21 protein-coding genes are annotated in these 25,329 nt (G+C 50.4%); 13 read left to right on the top strand and 8 right to left on the bottom strand.

Annotated features, from left to right (window positions below; translation table 11 throughout):
* The first annotated feature begins 134 nt into the window (after positions 1-134).
* The 5 genes from ACMHKJ_RS00105 to baeR are packed head-to-tail and all read left to right on the top strand — an operon-like array spanning position 135 to position 9,658.
* On the top strand, positions 135-1,364 hold the full coding sequence (locus tag ACMHKJ_RS00105; RefSeq protein WP_413491470.1) for an MdtA/MuxA family multidrug efflux RND transporter periplasmic adaptor subunit: 1,230 nt from the start codon (positions 135-137) through the stop codon (positions 1,362-1,364).
* Complete coding sequence (locus tag ACMHKJ_RS00100) at positions 1,364-4,477, top strand: MdtB/MuxB family multidrug efflux RND transporter permease subunit (protein ID WP_413491469.1); 3,114 nt, start codon at positions 1,364-1,366, stop codon at positions 4,475-4,477. Before ACMHKJ_RS00105 ends, ACMHKJ_RS00100 begins: the two co-directional genes overlap by 1 nt.
* Positions 4,474-7,566, top strand: a complete 3,093-nt coding sequence (gene mdtC / locus ACMHKJ_RS00095) for a multidrug efflux RND transporter permease subunit MdtC (RefSeq protein ID WP_413491468.1) — start codon at positions 4,474-4,476, stop codon at positions 7,564-7,566. The genes ACMHKJ_RS00100 and mdtC overlap by 4 nt, the downstream gene beginning before the upstream one ends.
* Complete coding sequence (baeS, locus tag ACMHKJ_RS00090) at positions 7,563-8,933, top strand: envelope stress sensor histidine kinase BaeS (protein WP_413491467.1); 1,371 nt, start codon at positions 7,563-7,565, stop codon at positions 8,931-8,933. Before mdtC ends, baeS begins: the two co-directional genes overlap by 4 nt.
* Before the next feature lie 5 nt (positions 8,934-8,938).
* Positions 8,939-9,658 (top strand): envelope stress response regulator BaeR, encoded by a 720-nt coding sequence (baeR, locus tag ACMHKJ_RS00085; protein WP_413491466.1) that lies wholly within the window; start codon positions 8,939-8,941, stop codon positions 9,656-9,658.
* Between the two features lie 165 nt (positions 9,659-9,823).
* On the opposite strand, the gene ACMHKJ_RS00080 is transcribed toward baeR, so the two are convergent.
* Entirely contained in the window at positions 9,824-10,585 is a 762-nt protein-coding gene (locus tag ACMHKJ_RS00080; protein WP_413491465.1) for a hypothetical protein, read from the bottom strand.
* Positions 10,586-10,804: 219 nt separating this feature from the next.
* Between ACMHKJ_RS00080 and trhP the strand changes: the two genes are divergently transcribed.
* The 3 genes from trhP (at position 10,805) to fbaB (ending at position 14,939) form a co-directional block, all read left to right on the top strand.
* Positions 10,805-12,196 (top strand): prephenate-dependent tRNA uridine(34) hydroxylase TrhP, encoded by a 1,392-nt coding sequence (trhP, locus tag ACMHKJ_RS00075; RefSeq protein ID WP_413491464.1) that lies wholly within the window; start codon positions 10,805-10,807, stop codon positions 12,194-12,196.
* Between the two features lie 545 nt (positions 12,197-12,741).
* Positions 12,742-13,635, top strand: a complete 894-nt coding sequence (gene yegS / locus ACMHKJ_RS00070; protein ID WP_413491463.1) for a lipid kinase YegS — start codon at positions 12,742-12,744, stop codon at positions 13,633-13,635.
* A gap of 254 nt (positions 13,636-13,889) precedes the next feature.
* Positions 13,890-14,939, top strand: coding sequence for a class I fructose-bisphosphate aldolase (gene fbaB / locus ACMHKJ_RS00065; RefSeq protein ID WP_413491462.1), 1,050 nt, complete (start codon positions 13,890-13,892; stop codon positions 14,937-14,939).
* A 155-nt stretch (positions 14,940-15,094) separates the two neighbouring features.
* Here the strand turns inward: fbaB and rluF are convergent, their stop codons facing one another.
* The 3 genes from rluF to cspE all read right to left on the bottom strand — a co-directional run bounded on the left by rluF (position 15,095) and on the right by cspE (position 17,297).
* Positions 15,095-15,988, bottom strand: coding sequence for a 23S rRNA pseudouridine(2604) synthase RluF (gene rluF, locus ACMHKJ_RS00060; RefSeq protein ID WP_413491461.1), 894 nt, complete (start codon positions 15,986-15,988; stop codon positions 15,095-15,097).
* Between the two features lie 47 nt (positions 15,989-16,035).
* On the bottom strand, positions 16,036-16,833 hold the full coding sequence (thiD, locus tag ACMHKJ_RS00055) for a bifunctional hydroxymethylpyrimidine kinase/phosphomethylpyrimidine kinase (RefSeq protein ID WP_413491460.1): 798 nt from the start codon (positions 16,831-16,833) through the stop codon (positions 16,036-16,038).
* Positions 16,834-17,087: 254 nt separating this feature from the next.
* Positions 17,088-17,297: a transcription antiterminator/RNA stability regulator CspE gene (gene cspE / locus ACMHKJ_RS00050; RefSeq protein ID WP_067363376.1), complete on the bottom strand. Its 210-nt coding sequence runs from the start codon at positions 17,295-17,297 to the stop codon at positions 17,088-17,090.
* Positions 17,298-17,838: 541 nt separating this feature from the next.
* Between cspE and pagP the strand changes: the two genes are divergently transcribed.
* Positions 17,839-18,444, top strand: a complete 606-nt coding sequence (pagP, locus tag ACMHKJ_RS00045; RefSeq protein WP_413491459.1) for a lipid IV(A) palmitoyltransferase PagP — start codon at positions 17,839-17,841, stop codon at positions 18,442-18,444.
* A gap of 193 nt (positions 18,445-18,637) precedes the next feature.
* On the opposite strand, the gene ACMHKJ_RS00040 is transcribed toward pagP, so the two are convergent.
* Both ACMHKJ_RS00040 and mgrB read right to left on the bottom strand, forming a co-directional pair.
* The gene (locus tag ACMHKJ_RS00040; protein WP_413491458.1) at positions 18,638-20,038 is read right to left on the bottom strand and encodes an amino acid permease; all 1,401 of its coding nucleotides are present in this window, start codon (positions 20,036-20,038) and stop codon (positions 18,638-18,640) included.
* A gap of 149 nt (positions 20,039-20,187) precedes the next feature.
* Positions 20,188-20,334, bottom strand: coding sequence for a PhoP/PhoQ regulatory lipoprotein MgrB (mgrB, locus tag ACMHKJ_RS00035; protein ID WP_413491457.1), 147 nt, complete (start codon positions 20,332-20,334; stop codon positions 20,188-20,190).
* A 205-nt stretch (positions 20,335-20,539) separates the two neighbouring features.
* Between mgrB and ACMHKJ_RS00030 the strand changes: the two genes are divergently transcribed.
* Both ACMHKJ_RS00030 and yidA read left to right on the top strand, forming a co-directional pair.
* A complete protein-coding gene (locus ACMHKJ_RS00030) occupies positions 20,540-20,923 on the top strand; it encodes a helix-turn-helix domain-containing protein (RefSeq protein WP_067398397.1) in 384 nt (127 codons plus the stop codon).
* Between the two features lie 362 nt (positions 20,924-21,285).
* Complete coding sequence (yidA, locus tag ACMHKJ_RS00025) at positions 21,286-22,092, top strand: sugar-phosphatase (protein WP_413491456.1); 807 nt, start codon at positions 21,286-21,288, stop codon at positions 22,090-22,092.
* Positions 22,093-22,247: 155 nt separating this feature from the next.
* Here the strand turns inward: yidA and ACMHKJ_RS00020 are convergent, their stop codons facing one another.
* Positions 22,248-23,081 (bottom strand): N-acetylmuramoyl-L-alanine amidase, encoded by an 834-nt coding sequence (locus ACMHKJ_RS00020; protein WP_413491455.1) that lies wholly within the window; start codon positions 23,079-23,081, stop codon positions 22,248-22,250.
* Between the two features lie 120 nt (positions 23,082-23,201).
* Between ACMHKJ_RS00020 and ACMHKJ_RS00015 the strand changes: the two genes are divergently transcribed.
* A complete protein-coding gene (locus ACMHKJ_RS00015; protein WP_413491454.1) occupies positions 23,202-23,900 on the top strand; it encodes a glutathione S-transferase family protein in 699 nt (232 codons plus the stop codon).
* Positions 23,901-23,944: 44 nt separating this feature from the next.
* On the opposite strand, the gene ACMHKJ_RS00010 is transcribed toward ACMHKJ_RS00015, so the two are convergent.
* Positions 23,945-24,595 carry a CatB-related O-acetyltransferase gene (locus ACMHKJ_RS00010; RefSeq protein WP_413491453.1) on the bottom strand — a complete coding sequence of 217 codons (651 nt, stop codon included), beginning with the start codon at positions 24,593-24,595 and terminating at the stop codon, positions 23,945-23,947.
* Positions 24,596-24,939: 344 nt separating this feature from the next.
* On the opposite strand from ACMHKJ_RS00010, the gene ACMHKJ_RS00005 reads away from it, so the two are divergent.
* Entirely contained in the window at positions 24,940-25,224 is a 285-nt protein-coding gene (locus ACMHKJ_RS00005) for a DinI-like family protein (protein ID WP_413491452.1), read from the top strand.
* Positions 25,225-25,329 lie beyond the last annotated feature (105 nt).

Below are 25,329 nucleotides of genomic sequence, written 5' to 3'. Positions count from 1 at the left end.
TTCACATTTCTTCCATTTTTAATGTCAGATTTACCGGTACACTATCTCCATGAAGATTCAGGCTGTTTCGTGTCTTCCGGCGTATTGCCGGACTCAGCACCGGACAAAAAAAGGGAATGACGGGTAACTCAATAATGAATAATGTACAAAAAAGAAAGAAACGCATCGGCATCATGATTGCGATCATTCTCCTCGGAACCGTCGTTTACAGCACTTACCGCTATTTTCAGCCACAACCGCCCGCCGCTCCTGCGGCTGAAGGAAAGCGGGGAAACACGTCCGGTAATAGTAACCGCCCGGGACGCCCGCCGTTAGCCCCGGTACAGGTGGCAAAAGCCACGTCAGAAACCATTCCGCGTACACTTTCCGCGCTGGGAACCGTTCAGGCCGCCAATTCAGTGACAATCACCAGTCGCGTGGAAGGTCAGCTGATGAAAATTCATTTTGAGGAAGGTCAGAAAGTGAATGCGGGTGATTTACTCTTTACTATTGACCCGCGCCCGTTTGAGATTCAACTGGCACAAGCACAGGCACAACTCGCAAAAGATAAAGCCACCCTCGCCAATGCCCGCCGCGACCTGAGCCGCTATCAGAAACTGGCCGCCACTCATGTGATTTCACAACAGGAACTGGATACGCAGCAGGCGCTGGTTAAATCAGAGGAAGCCGGAATTCAGGTTGATCAGGCGGCTGTTGATAATGCAAAACTGCAACTGACTTACAGCCGGATAACCGCCCCCGTCAGCGGAAAAGCGGGTCTGCGTCAGGTTGATACCGGAAACTTTATCACCGCCGGTACAGCGATGCCGCTTGTAGTTATCAACCAGACCACACCCGCCGATGTCCTGTTTACCGTACCGGAAAATGATATCGCGCTGATCCGCATGGCTCAGCGCACCATACCGCAGTTGGCGGTTGTCGCCCGTAATAAAGATAACAGCATAAAATTGGCGCAGGGCACATTACTGACACTGGATAACCAGATAGACCCCGCCACCGGCACAATTAAAGCCAAAGCGCGCTTTGCTAACGAAGACGATCTGCTTTTCCCGAATCAGTTTGTTAATGTGTTATTGCAGGTCGGGCAATTGCAGGATGCGGTAGTTATCCCGGATGCCGCGTTGCAGATGGGCACAGAAGGTCATTATGTCTGGCTGCTCGGTGCAGATAATACCGTCCGTAAACAGATTGTGGAGGTCGCATTACAGACCCCGGAGCGCGTGGTCATCAGCCGTGGTGTGGCAGTCGGGGATACACTGGTCACTGACGGCACCGATCGTCTGACAGACGGCGCACAGGTTGAGGTTATATCGCCGGAAAAAACAGTAAAAACGGAAAAAACCGCTGCCGGAGATAATATCTGATGTCCGGTGATAACAACATCGTCAGCGGCGGCGGACCTTCCCGCATTTTCATTCTGCGCCCCGTTGCCACCACCCTGTTTATGCTGGCAATTTTGCTGGCAGGGATTATCGGCTACCGGATGCTGCCGGTGTCTTCGCTGCCGGAAGTGGATTATCCGACTATTCAGGTGGTCACGCTCTACCCGGGCGCAAGCCCGGATGTGATGACATCGGCTGTCACTGCACCACTGGAGCGCCAGTTCGGGCAGATGTCCGGACTGAAACAGATGTCATCGCAAAGCTCCGGCGGTGCATCCGTTATCACCTTAATGTTTCAGCTCTCTTTGTCGCCGGATGTTGCGGTGCAGGAAGTCCAGGCATCCATCAATGCCGCAACTAATCTGCTGCCGGATGACCTGCCCTACCCGCCGGTTTACAGCAAAGTAAACCCCGCTGATCCGCCGGTACTGACACTCGCGGTCACCTCCGATGCGATGCCGATGACCCGGTTACAGGATATGGTGGAAAACCGGATCGCACAGAAAATATCGCAGGTCACCGGTGTCGGTCTGGTCACACTGGCGGGCGGACAACGCCCGGCAGTGCGGATTCAGTTAAATGCCAATGCAGTCGCCGCTTACGGACTGGACAGCGAAATCATCCGCAGTGCGGTTAACAGCGCCAATGTGAACTCCGCCAAAGGGAGCCTGGATGGCCCGTCGCGCTCAGTGACACTGTCCGCAAACGATCAGATGAAATCACCTGAGGATTACCTGGATCTGATTGTCAGCTATAAAAATAACGCCCCTGTCCGGCTGCGCGATATTGCCACGGTTGAAGAAGGTCCGGAAAATACACAACTGGGTGCCTGGGCAGATGCTCAGCAGGCGATTGTGATTAATATTCAGCGCCAGCCCGGCGCAAACGTGATTTCAACCACGGACACTATCCGTGATCTTATCCCGGAATTAGTGGAAACCCTGCCGGAATCTGTCACCGTCACTATTTTGACTGACCGGACAGATGCTATCCGCGCCTCGGTCAAAGATGTGCAGTTTGAGCTGTTTCTGGCTATCGCCCTGGTTATCATGGTGATGTATCTGTTCCTGCGCAATCTCGCGGCAACACTTATCCCGGGCGTAGCAGTGCCGCTCTCACTTATCGGGACATTTGCTGTTATGCATTTCTGCGGTTTCTCTGTCAATAACCTGACATTGATGGCGCTGACCATTGCCACCGGATTTGTGGTGGATGATGCAATCGTGGTGGTGGAAAACATTTCCCGCTATCTGGAAAAAGGAGAAAAACCCATTGTTGCCGCCCTCAAAGGTGCCGGTGAGATTGGCTTTACCATTATTTCACTGACATTGTCCCTGATCGCGGTACTGATCCCGCTGCTGTTTATGGGGGATATTGTCGGGCGGTTGTTCCGGGAGTTCGCCATCACGCTGGCAGTGGCTATCCTTATCTCCGGGATTGTCTCCCTGACGCTGACGCCGATGATGTGCGCCCGCCTGCTGAAAGCCGAATCCACCCGCCGTTCAAACCGGTTTTCCCGAGCCAGTGAACGTTTTTTTGAGCGGATCATTGCCGGTTACGGTCGCTGGCTGACATGGGTGCTGCACCATCAGTGGCTGACACTCAGTGTGGCATTCAGCACCATGGTGCTGACGGTTATACTCTGGCTGTTTATTCCGAAAGGCTTTTTCCCTGTTCAGGATAACGGATTGATTCAGGGAACCCTGGAAGCGCCGCAGTCTGTCTCTTTTCAGGCAATGAGTGAGAAACAACAGGCCATCAGCCGTCTGCTGCTGGATGACCCGGCGGTTGAGAATGTCGCCGCATTTGCCGGTATCGACGGCAGCAATCCCACACTGAACACCGGACGCCTGCAAATCACCCTCAAACCGCTGTCTCAGCGCGACGACCGCGTGGAAGCGGTTATTGCGCGGCTACAGGAAAAGGCAGGCAATCTGCCGGGTATGACGCTCTGGCTGCAACCCTCGCAGGATCTGACGATTGATACCCGGACATCCAGAACACAATATCAGTTCACATTACAGGCTAATTCCCTTGAAGAGCTTGATCTCTGGGTGCCGCGCCTGATGGCGGAATTACAGGCTGATAAAGCACTGAAAGATACCGGCAATGACTGGCAGAACAAAGGGCTGGTCGCGTACATTGATATCAACCGGGACACCGCGTCACGTCTTGGTCTGACCATGATGGATATTGATAATGCCCTGTATAATGCCTTTGGTCAGCGCCTGATCTCCACCATTTATACCCAGGCGAGTCAGTATCGCGTTGTGCTGGAAAATAACACGGCACAAAACCCGGGTGCTGATGCACTCAATACTATCCGCATGATAAATAAAGACGGCAACTCTATTCCGTTATCGGCGTTTGCCACCGTTTCACAGCGCTTCGGACCGCTGGCAATTAACCATCTGTCACAGTTCCCGTCAGCGACCTTCTCCTTTAATGTCCCGCAGGACAGTTCGCTGGAATCCGCCATCAATGCAGTTAAATCCGCGGAACAACGCATCGGACTGCCGAAAGATATCACCACACAATTCCAGGGCGCGACCCTCGCCTTTGAAAATGCCCTCTCCGGCACACTGTGGCTGATCCTCGCGGCAGTAGTGGCAATGTACATTGTGCTCGGCATTCTGTATGAAAGCTTTATTCACCCGATAACCATTCTTTCCACGCTGCCGACCGCAGGTGTCGGCGCACTGGTTGCGCTGAACATGGCGGGTAATGAGCTGGATATGATTGCGATAATCGGGATTATCCTGCTTATCGGCATCGTGAAGAAAAATGCAATAATGATGATTGATTTCGCCCTCGCGGCAGAGCGGGATCAGGGAATGTCGCCGTATGACGCCATCTATCAGGCGTGTCTCCTGCGTTTCCGCCCTATCCTGATGACCACCATGGCAGCACTGTTTGGCGCACTCCCGCTGATGCTCAGTACCGGAGTGGGCGCTGAGCTGCGCCAGCCGCTGGGTGTCTGTATGGTCGGCGGGCTGATTATGAGCCAGATCCTGACGCTGTTTACCACACCGGTGATTTACCTGATGTTTGACCGCATTTCTCACCGGCGTGATAAAGCAGGCGTACCATCATGAAACTGTTCGCCCTGTTTATCTCCCGCCCGGTGGCAACCACACTGATAAGCCTTGCTATCACCCTGTGCGGGGCAATAAGCTTTTTGTTCCTGCCGGTCGCCCCGTTGCCACAGGTGGATTATCCGGTGATTTATGTCTCCGCATCCCTGCCGGGCGCATCGCCGGAAACCATGGCATCCTCTATTGCCACGCCGCTTGAACGCTCCCTCGGACAGATTGCCGGGGTCTCTGAAATGACATCGTCCAGCTCACTGGGCAGCACCAGCATCACACTGGAGTTTGATTTAAACCGCGATATTAATGGTGCCGCCAGAGATGTGCAGGCAGCACTGAATGCCGCACAAAATCTGCTGCCATCCGGTATGCCGAGCCGCCCGCGCTACTACAAATCAAATCCGTCGGATGCGCCGATCATGATCCTGACGCTGACATCTGACACCCTTGACGCAGGAAAATTGTATGACATCGCTTCCACCCGGCTGGCGCAGCGGTTGTCTCAGATTGAAGGTGTAAGTGAAGTGTCTGTCGGCGGTGGCTCCCTGCCCGCCGTGCGTGTGGAGCTGAATCCGTCGCAGCTCTTTAACCAGGGTGTGTCACTGGACAGTGCGCGCAAGGCCATTGCGGATGCCAACGTACTGCGACCGCAGGGATCATTATCGGATGACGGACGCCGCTGGCAGATTAACAGTAACAGCGAACTAAAAACAGCCGATGATTACCGTCCGCTGATTGTGCATTATAATAACGGCGCGGCGGTGCGCCTGTCTGATGTCGCCGCCGTTAAAGATTCCGTGCAGAATGTCCGTGCCGCCGGGATGACCAATGGGAAACCGGCTATTTTGCTGGTGATCCGCCGGGAAGCCGGTGCCAATATTATTGCCACTGTCGAACGGATCCGCGAACAACTGCCTGTTTTACAGGATGCTATTCCTGCCAGCGTCGATATGCAGGTGGCACAAGATCGCACCCCGACTATCCGCGCCTCCCTGACGGAAGTCGAACGCGCACTGACGATTGCTGTCGCGCTGGTTATTTTAGTGGTTTTTCTCTTTCTGCGCTCTGCCCGCGCAACCTTAATCCCGGCGCTCGCCGTGCCGGTGTCGCTGATCGGCACCTTCAGCGCCATGTATCTGTGCGGCTTCAGTCTCAATAATCTGTCACTGATGGCGCTGACCGTTGCCACCGGATTTGTGGTCGATGATGCGATTGTCGTACTGGAAAATATCGCCCGCCATATTGAAAACGGACTGAAACCAAAAGAGGCGGCACTAAAAGGCGTCAGTGAAGTCGGGTTTACCGTGCTTTCCATGAGCATTTCCCTTGTGGCGGTGTTTATCCCGCTGCTGCTGATGGACGGACTGGTCGGGCGGTTGTTCCGCGAATTTGCCATCACGCTGACGACGTCAATTGCCATCTCGCTACTGATTTCGCTGACCCTGACGCCGATGCTGTGTGCTTATCTTCTCAAAGGTCGTGCTGCACCCGTCCGGGAGCGCAAACGGGGTGCGGGACGGATTTTATTCCGTATTCAGCAGGGGTACGGACGCAGTCTCACCGTAGTGCTGGCGCACAGCCGCTGGGTGATGCTGATTTTTGCCGGCACCATTGCGCTCTCTGTCTGGCTCTATATTTCGATCCCGAAAACCTTTTTCCCCGATCAGGATACCGGGCGGCTGCTCGGGTTTGTCCGCGCGGATCAGAGCATTTCGTTTCAGTCGATGGAGCAGAAAATGCGCACCTTTATGCAGCGCATTAACAGTGATAAAGATGTTGCCAATGTGACCGGGTTTACCGGTGGCGGGCGCGTGAACAGCGGATTTATGTTTATCTCCCTCAATTCTCTGGATGAACGGACAGACAGCGCGCAGGATGTTATCAACCGCCTGCGGGTGACACTCGCTGATGAGCCCGGTGCAAACCTGTTTCTGATCCCCGTACAGGATGTCCGCGCAGGCGGACGTGAATCCAATTCCAGCTATCAGTATTCGCTGTTGGCGGACGATTTATCCGCATTGCGTGAATGGGAGCCGAAAATCCGCAAAGCCCTGGCTGACCTGCCGCAACTGACGGATGTCAACTCAGATAAAGAAGATAAAGGTGCGGAAATGGCACTGACCTATGACCGCGATGTCATGGCGAAGCTCGGGATCAGTGTGAACGATGCCAATAATCTGCTGAATAACGCTTTCGGGCAGCGGCAGATTTCCACCATTTATGAGCCGCTGAATCAGTACAAAGTGGTGATGGAAGTGGCGCCGCAGTTCACACAGGATGTCAGTGCGCTGGATAAAATGTTTGTGATAAACAAAGACGGGCAGCCGGTTCCGCTGAGTTATTTCGCACAATGGCAACCCGCCAATGCGCCGCTGAGTGTCAATCATCAGGGACTCTCAGCGTCATCCACCATCGGTTTTAATGTGGCAGAGGGTTCATCACTGTCTGATGCCGTTGCGGCTGTCGAGCGCACCATGGTAGAGCTAAGTGTGCCATCCTCCGTACGCGGCACCTTTGCCGGAACAGCGCAGCTGTTTCAGGAAACACTGAAATCACAGATATTACTGATTATCGCCGCCATCGTGACTGTCTATCTCGTGCTCGGCATGTTGTATGAGAGTTTTATTCACCCGTTGACGATTTTATCCACACTGCCGTCAGCCGGCGTCGGCGCGCTGCTGGCACTGCATTTCTTTAATATCCCGTTCAGCCTGATCGCCCTTATCGGGATCATGCTGCTGATTGGTATTGTGAAGAAAAATGCCATTATTATGGTGGATTTTGCCATTGCGGCACAGCGTGGCGGACAAAGCGCCCGGGATGCTATTTTTCAGGCGTGCCTCCTGCGTTTCCGCCCTATTCTGATGACCACACTTGCCGCCCTGTTCGGCGCCCTGCCCCTTGCGCTCGGCAGCGGTGACGGCGCAGAACTGCGTCAGCCGCTGGGAATAGCCGTGGTCGGCGGGCTGCTGGTCAGCCAGATCCTGACCCTTTACACCACCCCGGTGATTTACCTGTTCTTTGACCGGCTGAGCCGCAAAAAAGCAGAACAACGCCGCGGGCGATCCGCTCTGATTACGGAGAAAAATCCATGAAAATTGGTATTGGTCAGAAATTATTTCTCGCGATTTTTGCCACCTGCATGCTGGTGGTGCTGACAATGCATCTGGCAATCCGGTTCAGTTTTGAACAGGGGTTTATCGGCTACCTGCAACGCTCAGCGGAAGACCGTACAGAAACGATTGCCGATGTGGTTGCCGAACAATATGCCGATTACGGCAGCTGGTATTTTCTGCGCAACAACCAGCGCGGATTTATGCAGGCATTGCGCGCACTGGATACGGAAAGACACATGCAGCATATGGAGCGCGGCTGGCGTATGCGTTTCTGGCTGCTGGATACTGACAATAAGCGTCTGTTCGGACACGGTCCGGTGCCGCCCGGCGAACTTTACCGGAAACCGGTGAAATATGAAGGAAATATTGTCGGCTGGGTTGTGATGCCCGCTGATGATAAAATCAATCTGGCAGCCGATCAGAGCTTCGCCCACCAGCAGGCGCGCACCAGTTGGATAGTCTCCGCCCTGGTATTACTGGTCACCGTGATCGTCACCTGGCTGCTCGCCCGGGGCTTTCTGCGTCCGGTCAAACGACTGGCGGAAAGTACTCACCAGTTAGCCGCCGGTAATTTCAGCAGCCGTGTGCCGGTTCACGGAAACGATGAGATTGCCCGGCTGGCAGATGATTTTAACCAGCTCGCCTCCACGCTGGAAAAAAATGAACTGATGCGCCGTGATTATATGGCTGATGTCTCCCACGAGCTGCGCACCCCGCTGGCGGTATTGCAGGGAGAGCTGGAAGCCTTACAGGACGGGATACGCCAATCTACCCCGGAAACACTCGCCTCTCTGCTGGCGGAAGTGCAGACATTGACAAAACTGGTCAGTGACCTGCATCAGCTCTCATTGTCTGATCGCGGCTCACTCTCTTACCGCAAAGAGCCGTGTAATCTGTCCGATGTGATCAGCCGCTCGCTGGGCGTGTTCCGCCATCGTTTACAGGAAAAAAATCTCCGCGTATCCGTCTCTGTGCCGGAAACACTGATGGTATTCGGCGATGACGCGCGACTCGGGCAATTGTTCCATAATCTGCTGGAAAACAGCCTGCGCTATACCGACAGCGGCGGTGAAATCGCCGTGACGGCACTACAGGATGATAAACAGATCCGCGTCGATTGGTCAGACAGCGCGCCGGGTCTGAATGATGAGCAATTTACACAGATTTTCGAGCGCTTCTACCGCAGTGAATCCTCACGCAACCGCGCCAGTGGCGGTTCCGGGCTGGGTCTTGCGATTTGTGATAAAATAACCGAAGCACATCACGGGCAGATCAGTGCATCTGCATCCCCCCTCGGCGGCGTCACCATCACCCTGGTGCTGCCCCGTTCTGACACCCGGGAGTAACCTGCATGGAAGAAAATGCTGAACGTATCCTGATAGTGGAAGATGAGCCGAAACTGGCTCAGTTACTGATGGATTATCTGCACGCCGCCCACTACCGCACGCACTGGCTGGCGCGCGGCGGTGAAGTTACTGCCTGGGTACAGGAAAACAGTCCGGATCTTATCCTGTTGGATTTAATGCTGCCGGAGAAAGATGGTCTGACACTCTGCCGTGAAATCCGCCGGTTCAGTGATGTTCCCATTATGATGGTGACGGCAAAAACAGAAGAAATCGACCGCCTGCTGGGGCTGGAGATCGGCGCAGATGATTATGTCTGCAAGCCCTACAGCCCGCGTGAAGTGGTCGCCCGCATCAAAACGATTCTGCGCCGCTGTCAGCGTAATCAGGAGCCGTCAGAGGATAAATCTGATTTACTGATTATTGATGAAGTGAATTATCAGGTGCGCAGCGGAGAGCACAGTCTGGATCTGACACAGGTGGAATTTCGCCTGCTGCGCACTATGGTGTCACAACCGGGCACCGTGCTTACGCGCAATCAGCTACTGGATAATCTGTATGATGATTACCGCGTTGTCACTGACCGCACCATTGACAGCCATATCAAAAACCTGCGCCGGAAGCTGGAACAGTTAGATAACGGACGGGATTTTATTCATTCGGTGTATGGATTGGGGTATCGCTGGGAAGGTGGTAATACTGAGATTATTACTGCCACTGTTATATAGTTATACCCAACGTCATTCAAGGTGCAGGCAGGCGGCAAGGGAAGACAGACGGGGAGCATAGATAAACAGATAAACTATGTGACCTGGCTGGCTGAGCGTAGCCAACGAACCTGCGGTTTGAATGAATAAGGGTATAAACGGCGGGCAAAACCCGCCGTCTGACACTCAGTTAATCAGAGAAGGCGATTTGATACGCGATAAAATCTTCTCAAGCGTATTATCGGCATCCTGTAATAAATCCGCTTTCGCGATACGGAATGTGCGATCCAGCTCTGCGGTTTTGATGTGGAATTTAATCATCGAACGGCTTTCACTGACGAGTGTAAACGCACTCAGCGGCGCTTCATAGCAGACAGCATACTGACCCGGGGTAAACAGCAGGTTATCACCCACAATAGCCAGCATCGGGTAATACTGAATGCGCCGGCCGTTAATAAACAGCACAATTCCCACAGCAAGCATCAGCCCGCCGATATCCATGCCGACAAACAAAATACCCACACCGACAGCCGCCAATATCAGAGCCATATTCATCTGGCGCTGTTTATTAAATTTCAGCAGCACCTCAAACGGCAATTGAGCCAGTTTCGGTACCGGTTTCAGTGACTGATACACGGCACGATTATAGTCGTATAAGCTGCCGGCAATAAACACGAATCCCAGCGGGACAAAGATAATACCGCCGATCATTGCCAGGATCATGGACAGCTTCGGCTGGCTGCGTAAAAACGCAAGGCTGGCTAACTGTGCCACAAGCCCGCCGCCCATCAGCATTTTCACCGCCGGTATAACTTCCAGCAGTTGCTGCATCTGATAATCCAGCTCGTCGCGGTACGGCTCAAGAGCGGATGGTATCCAGGAAATAATTCCCCAGAAAATCAGGTTAAGAGCCAGTCCGACCCACACTGCAATATGACGTTTTTCCATGTATCCACGCTGTAACAGGCAAATGATGAATGATATATATGCGGCGAATGTTAATGCCATATCAATAATTTGGCGAAACTATAGCAAATCAGCATCGGATGTTCATACCATTTTCAGTAATTTATTTGATACCGGCTCCCGGTCGCGCTAGAATCCCGAGCCTTAATTACGCCCTCCCTTACCGGCAGGGTGCTGACTTGAACTCAGACGGAATACAACATGTTTACACCTGAATTACTCTCTCCGGCGGGATCGCTGAAGAATATGCGCTATGCGTTTGCTTATGGTGCCGATGCCGTTTATGCGGGACAACCCCGCTACAGCCTGCGTGTGCGTAACAACGAATTCAATCACGAAAACCTCGCAATAGGCATTAAAGAAGCCCACGAACAGGGCAAACGATTCTATGTCGTGGTGAATATCGCGCCGCATAATGCCAAACTGAAAACCTTTATCCGTGATCTGGAGCCGGTCATTGCGATGGAGCCGGATGCTCTGATTATGTCTGATCCCGGCCTTATCATGATGGTGCGCGAGCATTTCCCGCAGATGGATATCCATTTATCTGTCCAGGCGAATGCCGTTAACTGGGCAACAGTGAAATTCTGGCATCAGATGGGGCTGACCCGGGTTATCCTCTCCCGCGAACTGTCTCTTGAAGAGATCGCCGATATCCGCAAAAATGTGCCGGAAATAGAGCTGGAAGTCTTTGTCCACGGCGCACTCTGTATGGCTTACTCCGGCCGCTGCCTGCTCTCCGGATATATCAACAAACGCGACCCGAACCAGGGCACCTGCACCAATGCCTGCCGCTGGGAATATAAAGTGGAAGAAGGCAAAGAAGATGTGGTCGGTAATATTGTCCACAAGCAGGAACCTATCCGGGTGAAGAATATTGAACCGACCCTCGGTGCCGGCGCACCGACTGACAAAGTGTTCCTGATTGAAGAAGCACAGCGTCCCGGTGAATATATGACCGCGTTTGAAGATGAGCACGGCACCTATATTATGAACTCCAAAGATCTGCGGGCAATCGAACACGTAGAGAAGCTGACGCAGATGGGCGTGCATTCCCTGAAAATTGAAGGCCGCACCAAATCCTTCTATTACTGCGCCCGCACCGCACAGGTTTACCGTCGCGCCATTGATGACGCTGTTGCCGGAAAACCGTTTGATGCATCTCTGCTGACCACTCTCGAAGGTCTGGCACACCGTGGTTACACCGAAGGTTTCCTGCGCCGTCACACCCATGAGTCTTATCAGACCTATGAATACGGTTACTCTGTTTCTGATTCGCAGCAGTTTGTCGGTGAATTTACCGGTAAACGTGTGGATGGCCTTGCCGAAGTCGATGTGAAAAATAAATTTCTTGTCGGTGACAGCCTGGAACTGATGACGCCGGACGGTAATATCAGCTTTACCCTGGAGTCAATAACCACACGTAAAGGTGAATCTGCAGATGTGGCGCCGGGTAACGGACATATTGTATATCTGCCGGTTCCTGATGATGTTGACCTGGAATTTGCTTTGCTTATCCGTAACTTACCGGGTACAAGCACACGTAACCCGCATGTTCCTGACGCCATTGATGCTGCTGCGGCAACAAAATAGGTAAATGTTCTGAATTTTCGAAACCGATCACAACAATCACTCCGGTTATTTCGTAGTATCGGACGAGAAAATGAAGAACTAAAACGTTTATTATAATTCAGGAACCACCTCCTTAGTTGGCTCAATCTCCCTTGAGCCAACCTTTTCTTTTTGTGCGATCCCCCTCTTTTTCCGAAAAATCACTGGCATATCTGTGTTTCGTTAGTTATTTTTAAATAATTAAACTATACCCAACGTCATTCACGCCGCCAACGAACCTGTAGTTTGAATGAATAAGGGTATTACCCAACGTCATTCAGAATGCAGGAAGGCGGCAAGCTCTGACCGCCGGGGAGCATACATCAGTATGTGACCCGGCTGGCTGAGCGTAGCCAACGAACCTGCAGTTTGAATGAATAAGAGTATTACCCAACGTCATTCAGAATGCAGGAAGGCGGCAAGCTCTGACCGCCGGGGAGCATACATCAGTATGTGACCCGGCTGGCTGAGCGTAGCCAACGAACCTGCAGTTTGAATGAATAAGGGTATAAATACGGAGTCACTAAATGACCAATCTCCATCTATTGGTTCTTAACGGAAAACGCGCCTCAGATGAACGTATCCGTCAGGCAGTACAACACCTGCGGGACACCGGTGAAAACATTCAGGTGCGTGTAACGTGGGAGTCTGATGATATTCCCCGCTTTGTTCAGGAAGCCGTCTCCCTCAATGCCACAACTGTCATTGCCGCCGGCGGCGACGGAACAATCAATGCGGTATGCCATTCATTAATGCAGCTTCCCGCACAAACACGCCCGGTTCTCGGCATCCTGCCGCTTGGCACTGCCAACGACTTCGCTACTGCTGCCGGTATCCCGGCTGATCTGACCGATGCGCTGATACTGGCGGTAAAAGGTAATGTCACCGCCATTGATATTGGCTGCGTCAATGAATCGCGTTATTTCATCAATATGGCAACAGGCGGGTTTGGTCCGAAAATCACCACCGATACCCCGGAGCCACTGAAAAAAAGCCTCGGCGGTGCCGCCTATTTTCTTCATGGCTTAACCCGTCATGACCTGCTGAAAGCCGATCACTGCACAATCAGCTGTGACGATTTTCACTGGCAGGATGATGCACTGGTCATTGGTGTAGGGAATGGTTGTCAGGCCGGGGGCGGACACCGGATCTGCCCGGATGCCCGAATCAATGACGGTCTGCTTAATCTATCCATTCTGCCGGAACGCAACTGGCCGCGATCACTGTGGAATACCCTGTTTAACGAGGGTGAAGCCGACGGTGTCATTATGAAGCACAGCACACATATCACTATCACCTCAAAGCACGATATGGTGTTTAACCTGGACGGAGAGCCGCTGACAGGACAGCAATTTAACTTTCAACTGCTGCCTGAAGCGATCCAGTGCCGGTTACCGCCACACTGCGGGTTGTTATCTTAAACATAATCTATGACAATCCGTGACAATCTGATAACCAACCTCATTCAAAATGCAGGCTTCCCTGCACCAATGAACCTGCAGTTTGAATGAATAAGGGTATTACCCAACGTCATTCAGGATGCAGGCAGGCGGCAAGGGAAGACAGACGGGGAGCATACATCAGTATGTGACCCGGCGGGCTTTGCGTAGCCAACGAACCTGCAGTTTGAATGAATAAGGGTATAACACGCTACAGAAACCGGAGTTTACATACCATGACTGATATCGTTAAATTGTTAGGTAATGATGCATCTGCCCTTCTCGGACATACCTGCACCACCATTGCAAAAGAAAATCTTTATCTGCCGGGCGATGATTTCGTCACCCGCGTGATGATGGACAATAACCGCCCGAATACTGTCCTGCGCTCCATGCAGTCCCTGTTTAGTCACGGACGGCTGGCGGGCACCGGTTATCTGTCCATTCTGCCGGTCGATCAGGGTGTTGAGCACTCAGCCGGCGCGTCATTTGCAGCAAACCCGCTCTATTTTGATCCGAAAAATATTGTGGAACTCGCCATAGAAGCCGGCTGTAACTGTGTCGCGTCAACTTACGGCGTACTGGCATCTGTCGCCCGTCGCTACGCGCACCGCATTCCGTTCCTGGTTAAAATCAACCACAACGAAACCCTGAGCTTACCGGCACAATATGACCAGACACTGTATGCCAGTGTTGACCAGGCGTTTGAAATGGGTGCGGTTGCCGTGGGTGCGACAATTTACTTCGGCTCACCGGAATCCCGCCGTCAGATTGAAGAAATTTCCGCCGCCTTTGAACGCGCCCACGAGTTGGGTATGGTGACTGTGCTGTGGGCCTATCTGCGCAATCCTGAGTTCAAAAAAGACGGTGTTGATTACCATGCCAGTGCTGACTTAACCGGACAGGCTAACCACCTTGCAGCAACGATTGGTGCCGATATCGTTAAACAGAAAATGGCAGAAAACAACGGCGGCTTTAACGCCATCGGTTTCGGTCACACTGATGAGCGGGTCTACAGCAAACTGACCACAGATAACCCGATTGATCTCGTCCGTTATCAGTTAGCGAACTGCTATATGGGTCGTGCGGGACTTATCAACTCAGGTGGTGCATCCGGCACCAATGATATGGCTGATGCTGTACGTACTGCGGTGATTAACAAGCGTGCGGGCGGAATGGGGCTGATTCTGGGGCGCAAAGCCTTTAAGAAATCGATGAAAGACGGGGTTGCATTAATCAATGCTGTGCAGGATGTGTATCTCGATAAAAATGTGACGATTGCGTAATAAAACGCAGCCCGTTCTGCAGATCCTGAGGGATTCCTGGTAACGGGCAGGCGGACGAAAAGCATGCGCGTCATGGATGACGCGCCTGAGCGCACACGGATGTGTTTACAGCGACTTTTCGTTTTGCCCGTTGTCCACGGAGCCGGGCTACAGTATCAGCGTTTCTTCTTCTTTCTGCCTGCCTGATTAAATCGCTGCCGGTTATTCTCGGTGCTGCTCTCTTTTTTCTTCTGTTTATCAGATCCCGGATAAACAGGCGGTGCAACATTCACTTTGATATCCCGCTTCTGCGGTTTAGCCACCGGTTTTTTGACTTTTTTATCTTCTGATGATGATTTTTCAATAGCATCAAAGAGTTCCATCAGCTCATCATCCGTTAAATCACGCCATTCACCCACCGGTAACCCGGTCAGGCTGATATTCATGATGCGCACGCGCTCAAGTTTAGTGACTTCATAGCCAAAATGTTCACACATCCGGCGGATCTGGCGGTTAAGCCCCTGAACCAGCGTGATACGAAAAGCAAAAGGCGCTTCCTGCTTCACCTTACATTTTTTAGTCACTGTGCCCAGAATCGGCACACCGGCGCTCATGCCGCTGATAAACTCATCCGTCACCGGCTTGTTGACCGTCACCACATACTCTTTCTGATGGTCATTACCCGCACGCAGGATTTTATTCACCAGATCGCCGTGGTTTGTCAGAAAAATCAGCCCCTGAGAGTCTTTATCCAGACGACCTATCGGGAAAACACGCTCGCTGTGATTGACAAAATCGACAATATTATTTTTCTCGCCCGCCTCTGTCGTACTGACAATGCCGACCGGTTTATTCAGCGCGATTAAGACCAGGTTATCCTGCTCCCGCGCTTCAATAAGCTGTCCGTTAACCTTTACCACATCACCAGGCATCACCTGCGAGCCGATAGCCGCACGTTTGCCGTTGATAATCACCAGCCCCTGCTCAATATAGCGGTCTGCATCACGGCGGGAGCAGATGCCGCTTTCGCTGATATATTTGTTAAGACGTACAGACGAATCAGTTTCCATATCTTCCCCCTGAAAACCGCGCAATATACACGAATTACTGCGTTATATCACCACCACTGATAAAAATGGTGAACCGGCCCCTGTCCGCGCCCGACATCCAGGCTGTCTGCTGCTGCCAGCGCACCGTGTAAATATTGTTTTGCCGCCGCAACCGTGTCATACCAATCCGCACACTGCGGGTGCAATGCCGCCAGTGCCGCAGATAATGTGCATCCGGTGCCATGAGTATTTTTGGTCGCAATCCGCGGGGAGGTAAAGCGGCAACTGCCTTCTGGTAAAAAGAGCCAGTCAGGGCTTTCCGCGCTGTCAAGATGTCCGCCTTTCAGTAACACGGCTTTTGCCCCCGCCGCCAGTAAGGCTTCACCCTGCTCCTGCATCATTTTTTCATTGGTGGCAGGCTTTGTTTTCAGCAGTGCTGCGGCTTCCGGCAGATTCGGCGTGATAATAGATATATGAGGAAGTAATACTGACATCAATGAATCAACCGCATCGGCGTTTAACAGCGGATCGCCGCTTTTCGCCAGCATCACGGTGTCCAGCACCACACAGGGCAATGCATACTGCCGCAGTTTGTCCGCCACAACCTCAATCACCGCCACATTGGATAACATGCCTATCTTGCTGCTGTCGATGCGCACATCCGTTAACACCGCATCCATCTGAGCGGCAATAAAATCAGGATCAACCGGATAAACAGAATTCACACCACAGGTATTTTGTGCCACCAGCGCGGTCATTACTGTTGTGCCGTAAACACCTAATGCCGAGAACGTTTTTAAATCAGCCTGAATACCCGCGCCACCACTCGGGTCAGTTCCGGCAATCGTTAATGCATTAATTCTCACCTGTGCTCCTGTTTATTCCGCTGAGGAAATCGCATAGTGGATTATACGCAGATACCTGAGGGAAACCACCGCCCATGACGGTCATTCTTTAGCGGTTTACCTGAAAATGAGCATAAAAAAACCCCGCGCCGGTAAGGGCACGGGGTCTGAATTTGCGTCAGTGATATACACTCGTCATGATAACGGCTATAAGGCTGTCGCATTCATTACGTTAACAGAACATATCTCAGAGGCAGATAATCTGCCGGTGATGATTATGCGCCGGTGACGTTAGCCGCAGCAGGACCTTTAGGACCATCCTGCACTTCGAATTCAACTTGTTGGCCTTCAGCAAGTGTTTTAAATCCGTCGGTCATGATTGCAGAGAAATGTACGAATACATCTTTGCTGCCATCAGCTGGAGTGATGAAACCAAAACCTTTTGATTCGTTAAACCACTTAACCGTGCCTTTAAGTTTAGCCATTGATAAAATTCCTATCCTACAAATTGCCAATATTATGGCGAATACAAACTAGTCGTTACTGCTTAAAAAACAGAAGCGTACCTCGTTTACCCATTTGAGTTATCACATAGGATAGTCCGGAAATCAAGTTGTTTTTTCCGGGGGAAGATCTGGTGCACATATTTAGAAATATTAATAACCGATTCCGGTAATATTATGCACAAAATTCATAACCTCTTGTGTTTTAACATATAACGATTTTTCAGCTTTGTGCCTTTTTTAGAAGACAGGTAAGGTTCTCTGGTTCATCATTTCCACACTAAGGATCGGGCTGTTACATCCGCTTTCAGGTATTTTATTTAGCTTTAAATCAGTTTGACTGTGTGAAAATGATATGACGTTTATGTTATTATCATTGTAGTCTATAAATAACATTTCTTGTTATCAGCAAGATATACTCAATTCAGGATGCATGCGGGCGACGAACTCAGCCGGGCATCCGGAAGTATGATGAATATAGCCGTTTTGAAAGAATGGATTATTGTTACACCAGGAGTCATTCATGAAGCTTGCTTTATCTGCCATCAGCGCGCTGACACTCTCTTCGCTGCTGCTCCCTGTCCTCCCCGCGATGGCTCAGGAACAGGTTATATCAAAAAGTGACAACGTCACAAGCGAAGCACCTGCTTCTGAAGGGCTGTGGGATACCTTTAAACGCAACGTATCCGGGACCTGGAATTCAGATCAATATGATGTGTATGTGCCGTTCTGGACATGGCACAACAGACTGACCTACGACAAAGAAAAAACAGATACGTATAATGAAAAGCCCTGGGGTGCCGGATTCGGTAAATCCTATTATGATGATGATAATGACTGGCATGCGTTATACGCAATGGCGTTTAAAGATTCACACAATAAGTGGGAGCCGATTGTCGGTTACGGGTTTCAGAAGATGTGGACACCAAACGGTCTCGGGGGATTTAAAGCCGGTGCCGGTTTTACCCTGGCAGTGACTGCGCGGGATGATTATCACTACATCCCGATTCCGGTCCCTTTGCCGCTGGCATCTGTTGAATATAACCGCTTTGCCATTCAGGCTACGTACATTCCCGGCACATACAATAACGGTAACGTATTGTTTATGTGGGCGCGCTGGCAGTTCTGATAGTCCGCACATTCTGTCCGTTAACATAAAAAACCGGGGAATTCCCCGGTTTTTTATTGCTTATACCCAACGTCATTCAAGATGCAGGAAGGCGGCAAGGGAAGACTGACGGGGAGCATACATAAGTATGTGACCCGGCGGGCTTCATGCCGCCAACGAACCTGCAGTTTGAATGAATAAGGGTATATATTGATTATATTTTGCTTGCCCGGCGGCGCTCATAATAACGGTAAGCCAGCCAGAGAAAGGCAATCCAGAGCGGTAACAGAATAACCGAGATCCGCGCACCATCCATCAGCGCAATCAGCACCAGGATAAAGGCCAGGAACACCAGGCAGATATAATTACCCCACGGATACCACAGTGCTTTAAAGAACGGCTCCACACCCTCTTTTATCTTCGCCTGACGGAATTTCAGGTTGGAGATGCAGATCATAATCCAGTTAATCACCAGCGTCGTCACCACCAGCGACATCAGTAGAGAAAATGCCTCTTTCGGTAACAGGTAGTTGATAAGTATCCCGGCTGAGGTGACAAGCCCGGAGAGCATAATCGAGTTCACCGGCACGCCGCGCGGAGTGACATTTTTCAGAAATGAAGGTGCATTACCCTGACGCGCCAGGCTGTAAAGCATCCGGCTGTTGCTGTACACACCGCTGTTATACACAGAGAGTGCAGCCGTCAGTACCACGACATTCAGTGCGTGCGCTATCCAGAAATTAATATTTCCCTGCGACGAATCTGCTGCCCCGAATGCATGACCTATCTCACGGAAAATAAGCACAAACGGGCTGACATCCTCGACAATTTTAGTCCACGGATAAAGTGACAAAATTACGGCAATCGATCCGATATAGAAAATAAGGATACGGTAAACTACCTGGTTTATCGCTTTAGGGATGCTGTAGCGGGGATTTTCCGCTTCTGCCGCCGCCAGTCCGACCAGTTCCAGACCACCGAAGGAGAACATAATAATGGCCATGGCAAAAATCAGCCCTTTCCAGCCATTAGGCATAAATCCGCCCAGTTCCCAGAGATTGGTCACAGACGCCTGCGGCCCACCGGTGTCGCTGAGTAACAGCCAGGCACCAAACAGGATCATACCGAGGATCGCCACGACTTTTATCATGGCAAACCAGAATTCAGTTTCCCCGTAAACTTTAACGTTCACGAGATTTATCAGATTTATCAGCACAAAGAAGACCGCCGCAGACACCCAGGTCGGTACATCCCACCAGAAATTGATATATTTACCGACGGCTGTCAGTTCAGCCATGCCCACCAGCACAAACATCGCCCAGTAGTTCCAGCCGGATAAAAACCCGGCAAATCCGCACCAATATTTATGGGCAAAGTGACTGAATGAACCGGCAACCGGCTCTTCCGCCACCATTTCACCGAGCTGGCGCATGATCAGGAATGCAATAAACCCGGCTACTGCATAGCCGAGCAGGACAGAAGGCCCCGCCATCTGAATCGTTTCTGCGGTTCCCAGGAACAACCCTGTACCAACAGCACCACCCAATGCAATAAGCTGTATATGTCTGTTTTTTAAACCACGCTTGAGCGTCTGCTCTTGCTGTACCTCTGACATTTTATCCTCTGTAACGACCATATTATTGTGCTGAACGATGCGTCCGGTACGCCGTTGAACGGCGCAAAAGTTTAAGCCCGTTATTAAAACATCATTTCACTGACTTGAATACCGTTAACAACAAGATAATCAGAGGGAAAAGGCAGACATCACCCCTTCTCAGACGGAATAAATTTTGTAATTTCGCAGATCCCCAACATAAAATCCTCACGTTGGTCACAGTACTTGTCCAGCGCTGCGATATAAAAAAACACACCTACGATAATAAGCAGCAGGATAATCACGGCTTTCTTCATTTTTCACCTGTTTTCATCTGAATTATACCCGTTAAAAAGATTTAGTTATGTTCCCTGCCTGATGCAGGTACCGGCTGATTGAATGTGTCGTTTCACAAAAAATCATGTCAGTCCGCAGAAAGTGCATAAACAGATAACGCCCTGTTTTGTCATAATGAAATAAACTTGTATACTTGAAAAACCCTGAAACTGAGTCGAAATCGTAATGCTGCAAGATAATCATATAGCACTGGTGTGTGCCCTTAGTAAGTGGATAGAAAACCATCCGGGTCGCGTTATCCATCTTGAAGAAGTGGCTGCCTATTCCGGATACTCCCTCTGGCACATGCAGAAAATATTCAAAGAAGTTGCCGGTATTTCTCTCGGTAAATATATCCGTCAGCGCCGTCTTGCCGGTGCGGTCACTGCTTTGCGCCGCAGTGAACAAACTATCTTTGATATCGCTCTGGATTTCGGTTTCGGGTCGCAATCTCACTTCACCTATATGTTCCGCAAAGAATATAACATCACCCCCTACGACTACCGCCAGAATCCTGAGATTGAGTTAGATATCAAAGAGCCCTGGCATTTCACTCACGACTGTAACTAAAGCAACTTAAACAATTAATAACAGAATTATATTTAGTTATATGATTTTGGATTCCGTATTTAGTGTACGTATTTAAAGGATAAAAGACCGTCCATCTGCGCTATAACCATGTTCCTCTCTGTTTTTAAAGGTAAATGGCGATATCATCCGGCACGCCGGGGGCTTTATTGACATATCAGCTAAATGGCGGCATAACATTTCAATGATTTATACTCTAAATAATTCGGGATGCATGCCGGCGACAGGGGAAGACAGACGGGGAGCATAGATAAACTATGTGACGCGGCGGGCTGAGCGTAGTCAACGACCAGGTATCCTGAAGTATGACGAGTATATTGTAGTTACTGTTTTCAGGAGATTGCATGTCCGTAAAACTTATCGCCATTGATCTGGATGGCACTCTGCTTAATTCTTATCACCAGATAACCCCTGCCGTCAGTGCCGCTGTCAGTCGTGCAAAAGAGAAAGGACTGCATATCATTCTGACCTCCGGACGCCCGTTTAACGGAATACTGCCGTATCTCACTGAACTGGGACTGAATAAAGAGGACTGTTATTGCATCAGTAATAACGGCGCAGTTATCCATGAAGCTGAAAATGGCGAACCGGTGATGGAAACACTGATGGATTTTGAGGATTACCGCTATTTTGAATCACTGGCCCGGGAAATAAATGTCCATTTCCATGTACTGAGTGACAATGAAATGTACACCGCCAACCGGGATATCAGTTATTACACGCTGATGGATGCTTATCTGACACAAACTCAGCTGAATTACCGACCGCTGGCAGAAATGGACAGCGAAATGATGTTCAGTAAATTTATGATGATAGATAATCCTGTCCGCCTGAATGAAGCGGCCGGTTTTATTCCGCAGGTTTCTTTCGACAGCTACAATATCCTGCGGACCGCCCCGCATTTTGTAGAAATTTCCGCAATAAATGCCACCAAAGGGAAAGCCGTAGCGCTTATCACTGAGAAGCTGGGACTGACACCGGACAAAGTGATGTGTATCGGCGATCAGAATAATGATATTTCCATGCTGGAATATGCCGGTGTCGGCGTTGCGATGGGTAATGCCGCAGAGCATATTAAGCAAAAATCCGGGTTTGTGACCACGACAAATGATGAAGATGGTGTGGCTGTCGCAATACAAAAATTTGTGTAACCGGAATTGAATGTATTCAGATGCCCCATGGCACTTACAGGGTAATGACAAAAAACATTACCCTGTATTTATATTATTTTCTTATGCTCTGAATAATTCGGGATGCAGGCTTTGCCTAGCCAACGAACCTGTAGTTTGAATGAATAAGAATATATTTACTTAGAGCCATAACGGTAAACCAGTGCCTTTACCCGCGCCAGTGTGTCGGCATCTGCTGCGCCATTCACTTTATCGGATCGGAAATGCATCTGGAACGCCTTGATAACATTACGGGTTTTCCCGTCCATTTTACCGGTAACCGCAATATCATAACCATACTGTTTCAGCGCCTGCTGTAACTCACGGACATTTATTTTATCTGACGGATGACGTCCGGCGAGAAAGCGCTGTACATCACGTGTTTCAGGCCAGGCACCTATCCCGCGCTTTGCCAGATATTCCCACGGAAACATCGGTCCCGGATCCAGTTTGCGCTGCGGTGCAATATCACTGTGTCCCACAACATTTTCAGGGCGGATATTATGACGCTCAATAACATCCTGAGCCAGTTTCACAATCAGATCAATTTGCCCGCTCTGATAAGGCAGCCAGCGCTGACCGACAGATAATTTCTCCACACCGAGGTTTACAATCTCAACACCAATGGAGTTTCTATTCAGACTGGTGTCCCCCCGCCAGTAACTTTTCCCGGCATGCCACGCCTCGCTGCCTTCGGGGATCAGTTGTATCACCACCGGTTTACCGTCGCGCCGCGCCGGGATTGTCGGTACCAGATACTGCACACTCACCCCTCCGGCGGTCAGCACCCGTAATGATGCCTCATCATTCAGCGCGGTATAATGAAAAACGAGATAATCATTGGGTTTTGACAGCCACGGCTCTTTGATATTCCGTGGATCGACAATAAAATCACCGCGATCAATAAAATGACTCTGATTACTGCATCCTGTTAATACCAGCGCACACACTAAACACACGCAACGCCACATCTTTTTTATCCTGTGAAACAACATGTTATCTTATCCGGTATAGTTACCGGTACTGCGGACACACCCCGTTGGTATAACGCACACATTATAATAACAAGGTAAGCTCCATCGCGGTGTATTATGACGGCTTCACGGCCCGGGCGCTATGCCCTGAAGGCAGGATCAACTGATGTTTTTGCCGCTGTTTTTGTTCATACGGAGATTAAAATGGATATTTATACCTACCCGAAATCACGCTCCATCCGCGCAACATGGGTGGCTGAAGAGCTTGGCCTTGATTATCAGTGCCACTTTGTCAATGTGATGTCTGCGACAAAACACACGCCCGGGAAAAATAAAAAAGTCCCTGCTCTGGTTGACGGAGATACGGTTATCTTCGAATCGTCTGCTATTTGTATTTATCTGGCACAAGCCTATGGCAACGGACGCCTTTATCCGCAGGATCTGCGCAAACAGGCAATCGTCAATCAGTGGCTTGCATATAGTATTTCAGAGCTGGAAGCCCCGCTCTGGACTATTCTCAAACATGCGGTTGTCTGGCCTGAAGCCTTACGCAATCCGGCGCTGATTGAACCGGCTAAGGCCGATTTTCTGCGGGCAATTGTACTGATTGAGCAAGAGATTAGCGGAAAAACATGGTTATGCAATGAGACTTTTTCTGTAGCGGATATCTTTTTGTTTCATATATCACGCTGGGCAACAACCCTGGGCCTGCCGCTATCTGAAACACTGACACGTTATGTTGCCGCACTTGAGACGCGTCCGGCATTGCACCGCGCCCGCCTGCGGGAAGAGGCGGCGGCAAAAACCGCAGGCTAATCAAAAACACCCGCAACTGCGGGTGTTTTTACTTATATCTGCATTTATTGCCTGTCCGGATTTTCCGAAAGGTCATATTGCTGCGATGCAGCTTTTAAACCCATAATATCAGAGGCACAAATCAGTGCTTTGAGTGCGATAAATTTTTCTTCCGGCCAGTCATACAGTGCCAGCGCCCGCAGTTCAGCGATAGTTTCATCATTAAACCGGTAACGAATTAATGTTGCCGGATTGCCGCCGACAACCGCATACGGTGGCACATCACGGACAACCACACTGTTTGCCGCAATAATCGCGCCCTCACCAACAGTCACGCCGGGCATGATCATCGCCCGCATGCCAATCCAGGCCCCGTCACCGAGATGAGTATCACCTTTACCGATATACGCGGCATCAATAACATCTTCAAACGGATAAAGGCTGAACCAGTCATGGCGGTGTGTATGATTCCCCCCCATCAGGATCACTGCTTCCGCTCCGATGCAGACATAATCGCCGATATATAATTTATCAACATCCCAGCTGAGCTGCCAGTCACGACTGACGTCATCGCCCTGTAAATAACGGACGACCGAGCTCTCAAATCCCTTGTCCCAACAATCGCTGTAATAACTGTGGGTGCCTTTGATATGGATATTCGGGTTAGTCACGGTTTCATGTAACCGCTCACAGACAGACCAATGTTTCTGTTTCATGGTAAATCTCTTTGTTATTAAATTATTACCACAGAACGCTGTTCTATGGTGATGCATTCACGTTCAAAATACATATTAAATAAATATTTTCTTTTATATCAAATAAATATAATGATCACTACACTCGTTAACTTAAAATATGAACATTATTATGTACAAACCACCAATGCACCGTAGCGCACCACTATACCACTCCATACCATGACTACCGCGCGAGCTTCCACTAGCTCGGCTTCATTTTATTCACCCGCCTGCTTTGCACCAACAAACAGGCTTGACATCTGCCCCCTCTGTTATTTACATTATACTGTATATTTAAACAGTATAAATTAAGAGGTGATCTCATGCTCCGTATTGATATTATTTTCAGCAGTAACCAAAAAGAGATGATGCCGCCAGGTGTATTTGAGGCACTGGAAAAGGAAATTGACCGGAAGTTGCGGGCTCAGTATCAGGATATGAACGTTCGTATTGCGTGGGGAACCAATGCTTCGATGTCGGCAACTGGCGGGAAAAACGATAAGGACAATAAAAAAATAAAAGAAATGCTGCAGGAGATTATGGAAGATGACGGCTGGCTACCGGAGGTGGAAGGTGCTTCTGATGATGTAGAGTATTTTGATAAGTAACTGACAGCCGCGCCGGATCTCTCACCAGCGCGGCTTCGTTTTATTCCTCTGAATCTCCGGCCTGCTCCGCGGCTTCCAGTGCCTCACGCTCTGCCTGCTCACATC

The organism is Morganella psychrotolerans, from assembly GCF_965118875.1.
GTDB classification, from domain to species: domain Bacteria; phylum Pseudomonadota; class Gammaproteobacteria; order Enterobacterales; family Enterobacteriaceae; genus Morganella; species Morganella psychrotolerans_C.
Note: the sequence above shows the minus strand (reverse complement) of the source record. Positions and strands in the feature narration are given on the sequence as shown.

What these genes read in the sequence shown, in the direction of transcription:
- pagP (WP_413491459.1), top strand. Translation starts at nt 17,839, where the DNA reads ATGAAGCTTGCTTTATCTGCCATCAGCGCGCTGACACTCTCTTCGCTG.
- yegS (WP_413491463.1), top strand. Translation starts at nt 12,742, where the DNA reads ATGACCAATCTCCATCTATTGGTTCTTAACGGAAAACGCGCCTCAGAT.
- ACMHKJ_RS00105 (WP_413491470.1), top strand. Translation starts at nt 135, where the DNA reads ATGAATAATGTACAAAAAAGAAAGAAACGCATCGGCATCATGATTGCG.
- yidA (WP_413491456.1), top strand. Translation starts at nt 21,286, where the DNA reads ATGTCCGTAAAACTTATCGCCATTGATCTGGATGGCACTCTGCTTAAT.
- ACMHKJ_RS00100 (WP_413491469.1), top strand. Translation starts at nt 1,364, where the DNA reads ATGTCCGGTGATAACAACATCGTCAGCGGCGGCGGACCTTCCCGCATT.
- baeS (WP_413491467.1), top strand. Translation starts at nt 7,563, where the DNA reads ATGAAAATTGGTATTGGTCAGAAATTATTTCTCGCGATTTTTGCCACC.
- ACMHKJ_RS00020 (WP_413491455.1), bottom strand. Translation starts at nt 23,081, where the DNA reads ATGTGGCGTTGCGTGTGTTTAGTGTGTGCGCTGGTATTAACAGGATGC.
- mgrB (WP_413491457.1), bottom strand. Translation starts at nt 20,334, where the DNA reads ATGAAGAAAGCCGTGATTATCCTGCTGCTTATTATCGTAGGTGTGTTT.
- rluF (WP_413491461.1), bottom strand. Translation starts at nt 15,988, where the DNA reads ATGGAAACTGATTCGTCTGTACGTCTTAACAAATATATCAGCGAAAGC.
- ACMHKJ_RS00015 (WP_413491454.1), top strand. Translation starts at nt 23,202, where the DNA reads ATGACGGCTTCACGGCCCGGGCGCTATGCCCTGAAGGCAGGATCAACT.
- ACMHKJ_RS00005 (WP_413491452.1), top strand. Translation starts at nt 24,940, where the DNA reads ATGCTCCGTATTGATATTATTTTCAGCAGTAACCAAAAAGAGATGATG.
- ACMHKJ_RS00080 (WP_413491465.1), bottom strand. Translation starts at nt 10,585, where the DNA reads ATGGAAAAACGTCATATTGCAGTGTGGGTCGGACTGGCTCTTAACCTG.
- mdtC (WP_413491468.1), top strand. Translation starts at nt 4,474, where the DNA reads ATGAAACTGTTCGCCCTGTTTATCTCCCGCCCGGTGGCAACCACACTG.
- trhP (WP_413491464.1), top strand. Translation starts at nt 10,805, where the DNA reads ATGTTTACACCTGAATTACTCTCTCCGGCGGGATCGCTGAAGAATATG.
- ACMHKJ_RS00030 (WP_067398397.1), top strand. Translation starts at nt 20,540, where the DNA reads ATGCTGCAAGATAATCATATAGCACTGGTGTGTGCCCTTAGTAAGTGG.
- ACMHKJ_RS00040 (WP_413491458.1), bottom strand. Translation starts at nt 20,038, where the DNA reads ATGTCAGAGGTACAGCAAGAGCAGACGCTCAAGCGTGGTTTAAAAAAC.
- cspE (WP_067363376.1), bottom strand. Translation starts at nt 17,297, where the DNA reads ATGGCTAAACTTAAAGGCACGGTTAAGTGGTTTAACGAATCAAAAGGT.
- fbaB (WP_413491462.1), top strand. Translation starts at nt 13,890, where the DNA reads ATGACTGATATCGTTAAATTGTTAGGTAATGATGCATCTGCCCTTCTC.
- ACMHKJ_RS00010 (WP_413491453.1), bottom strand. Translation starts at nt 24,595, where the DNA reads ATGAAACAGAAACATTGGTCTGTCTGTGAGCGGTTACATGAAACCGTG.
- baeR (WP_413491466.1), top strand. Translation starts at nt 8,939, where the DNA reads ATGGAAGAAAATGCTGAACGTATCCTGATAGTGGAAGATGAGCCGAAA.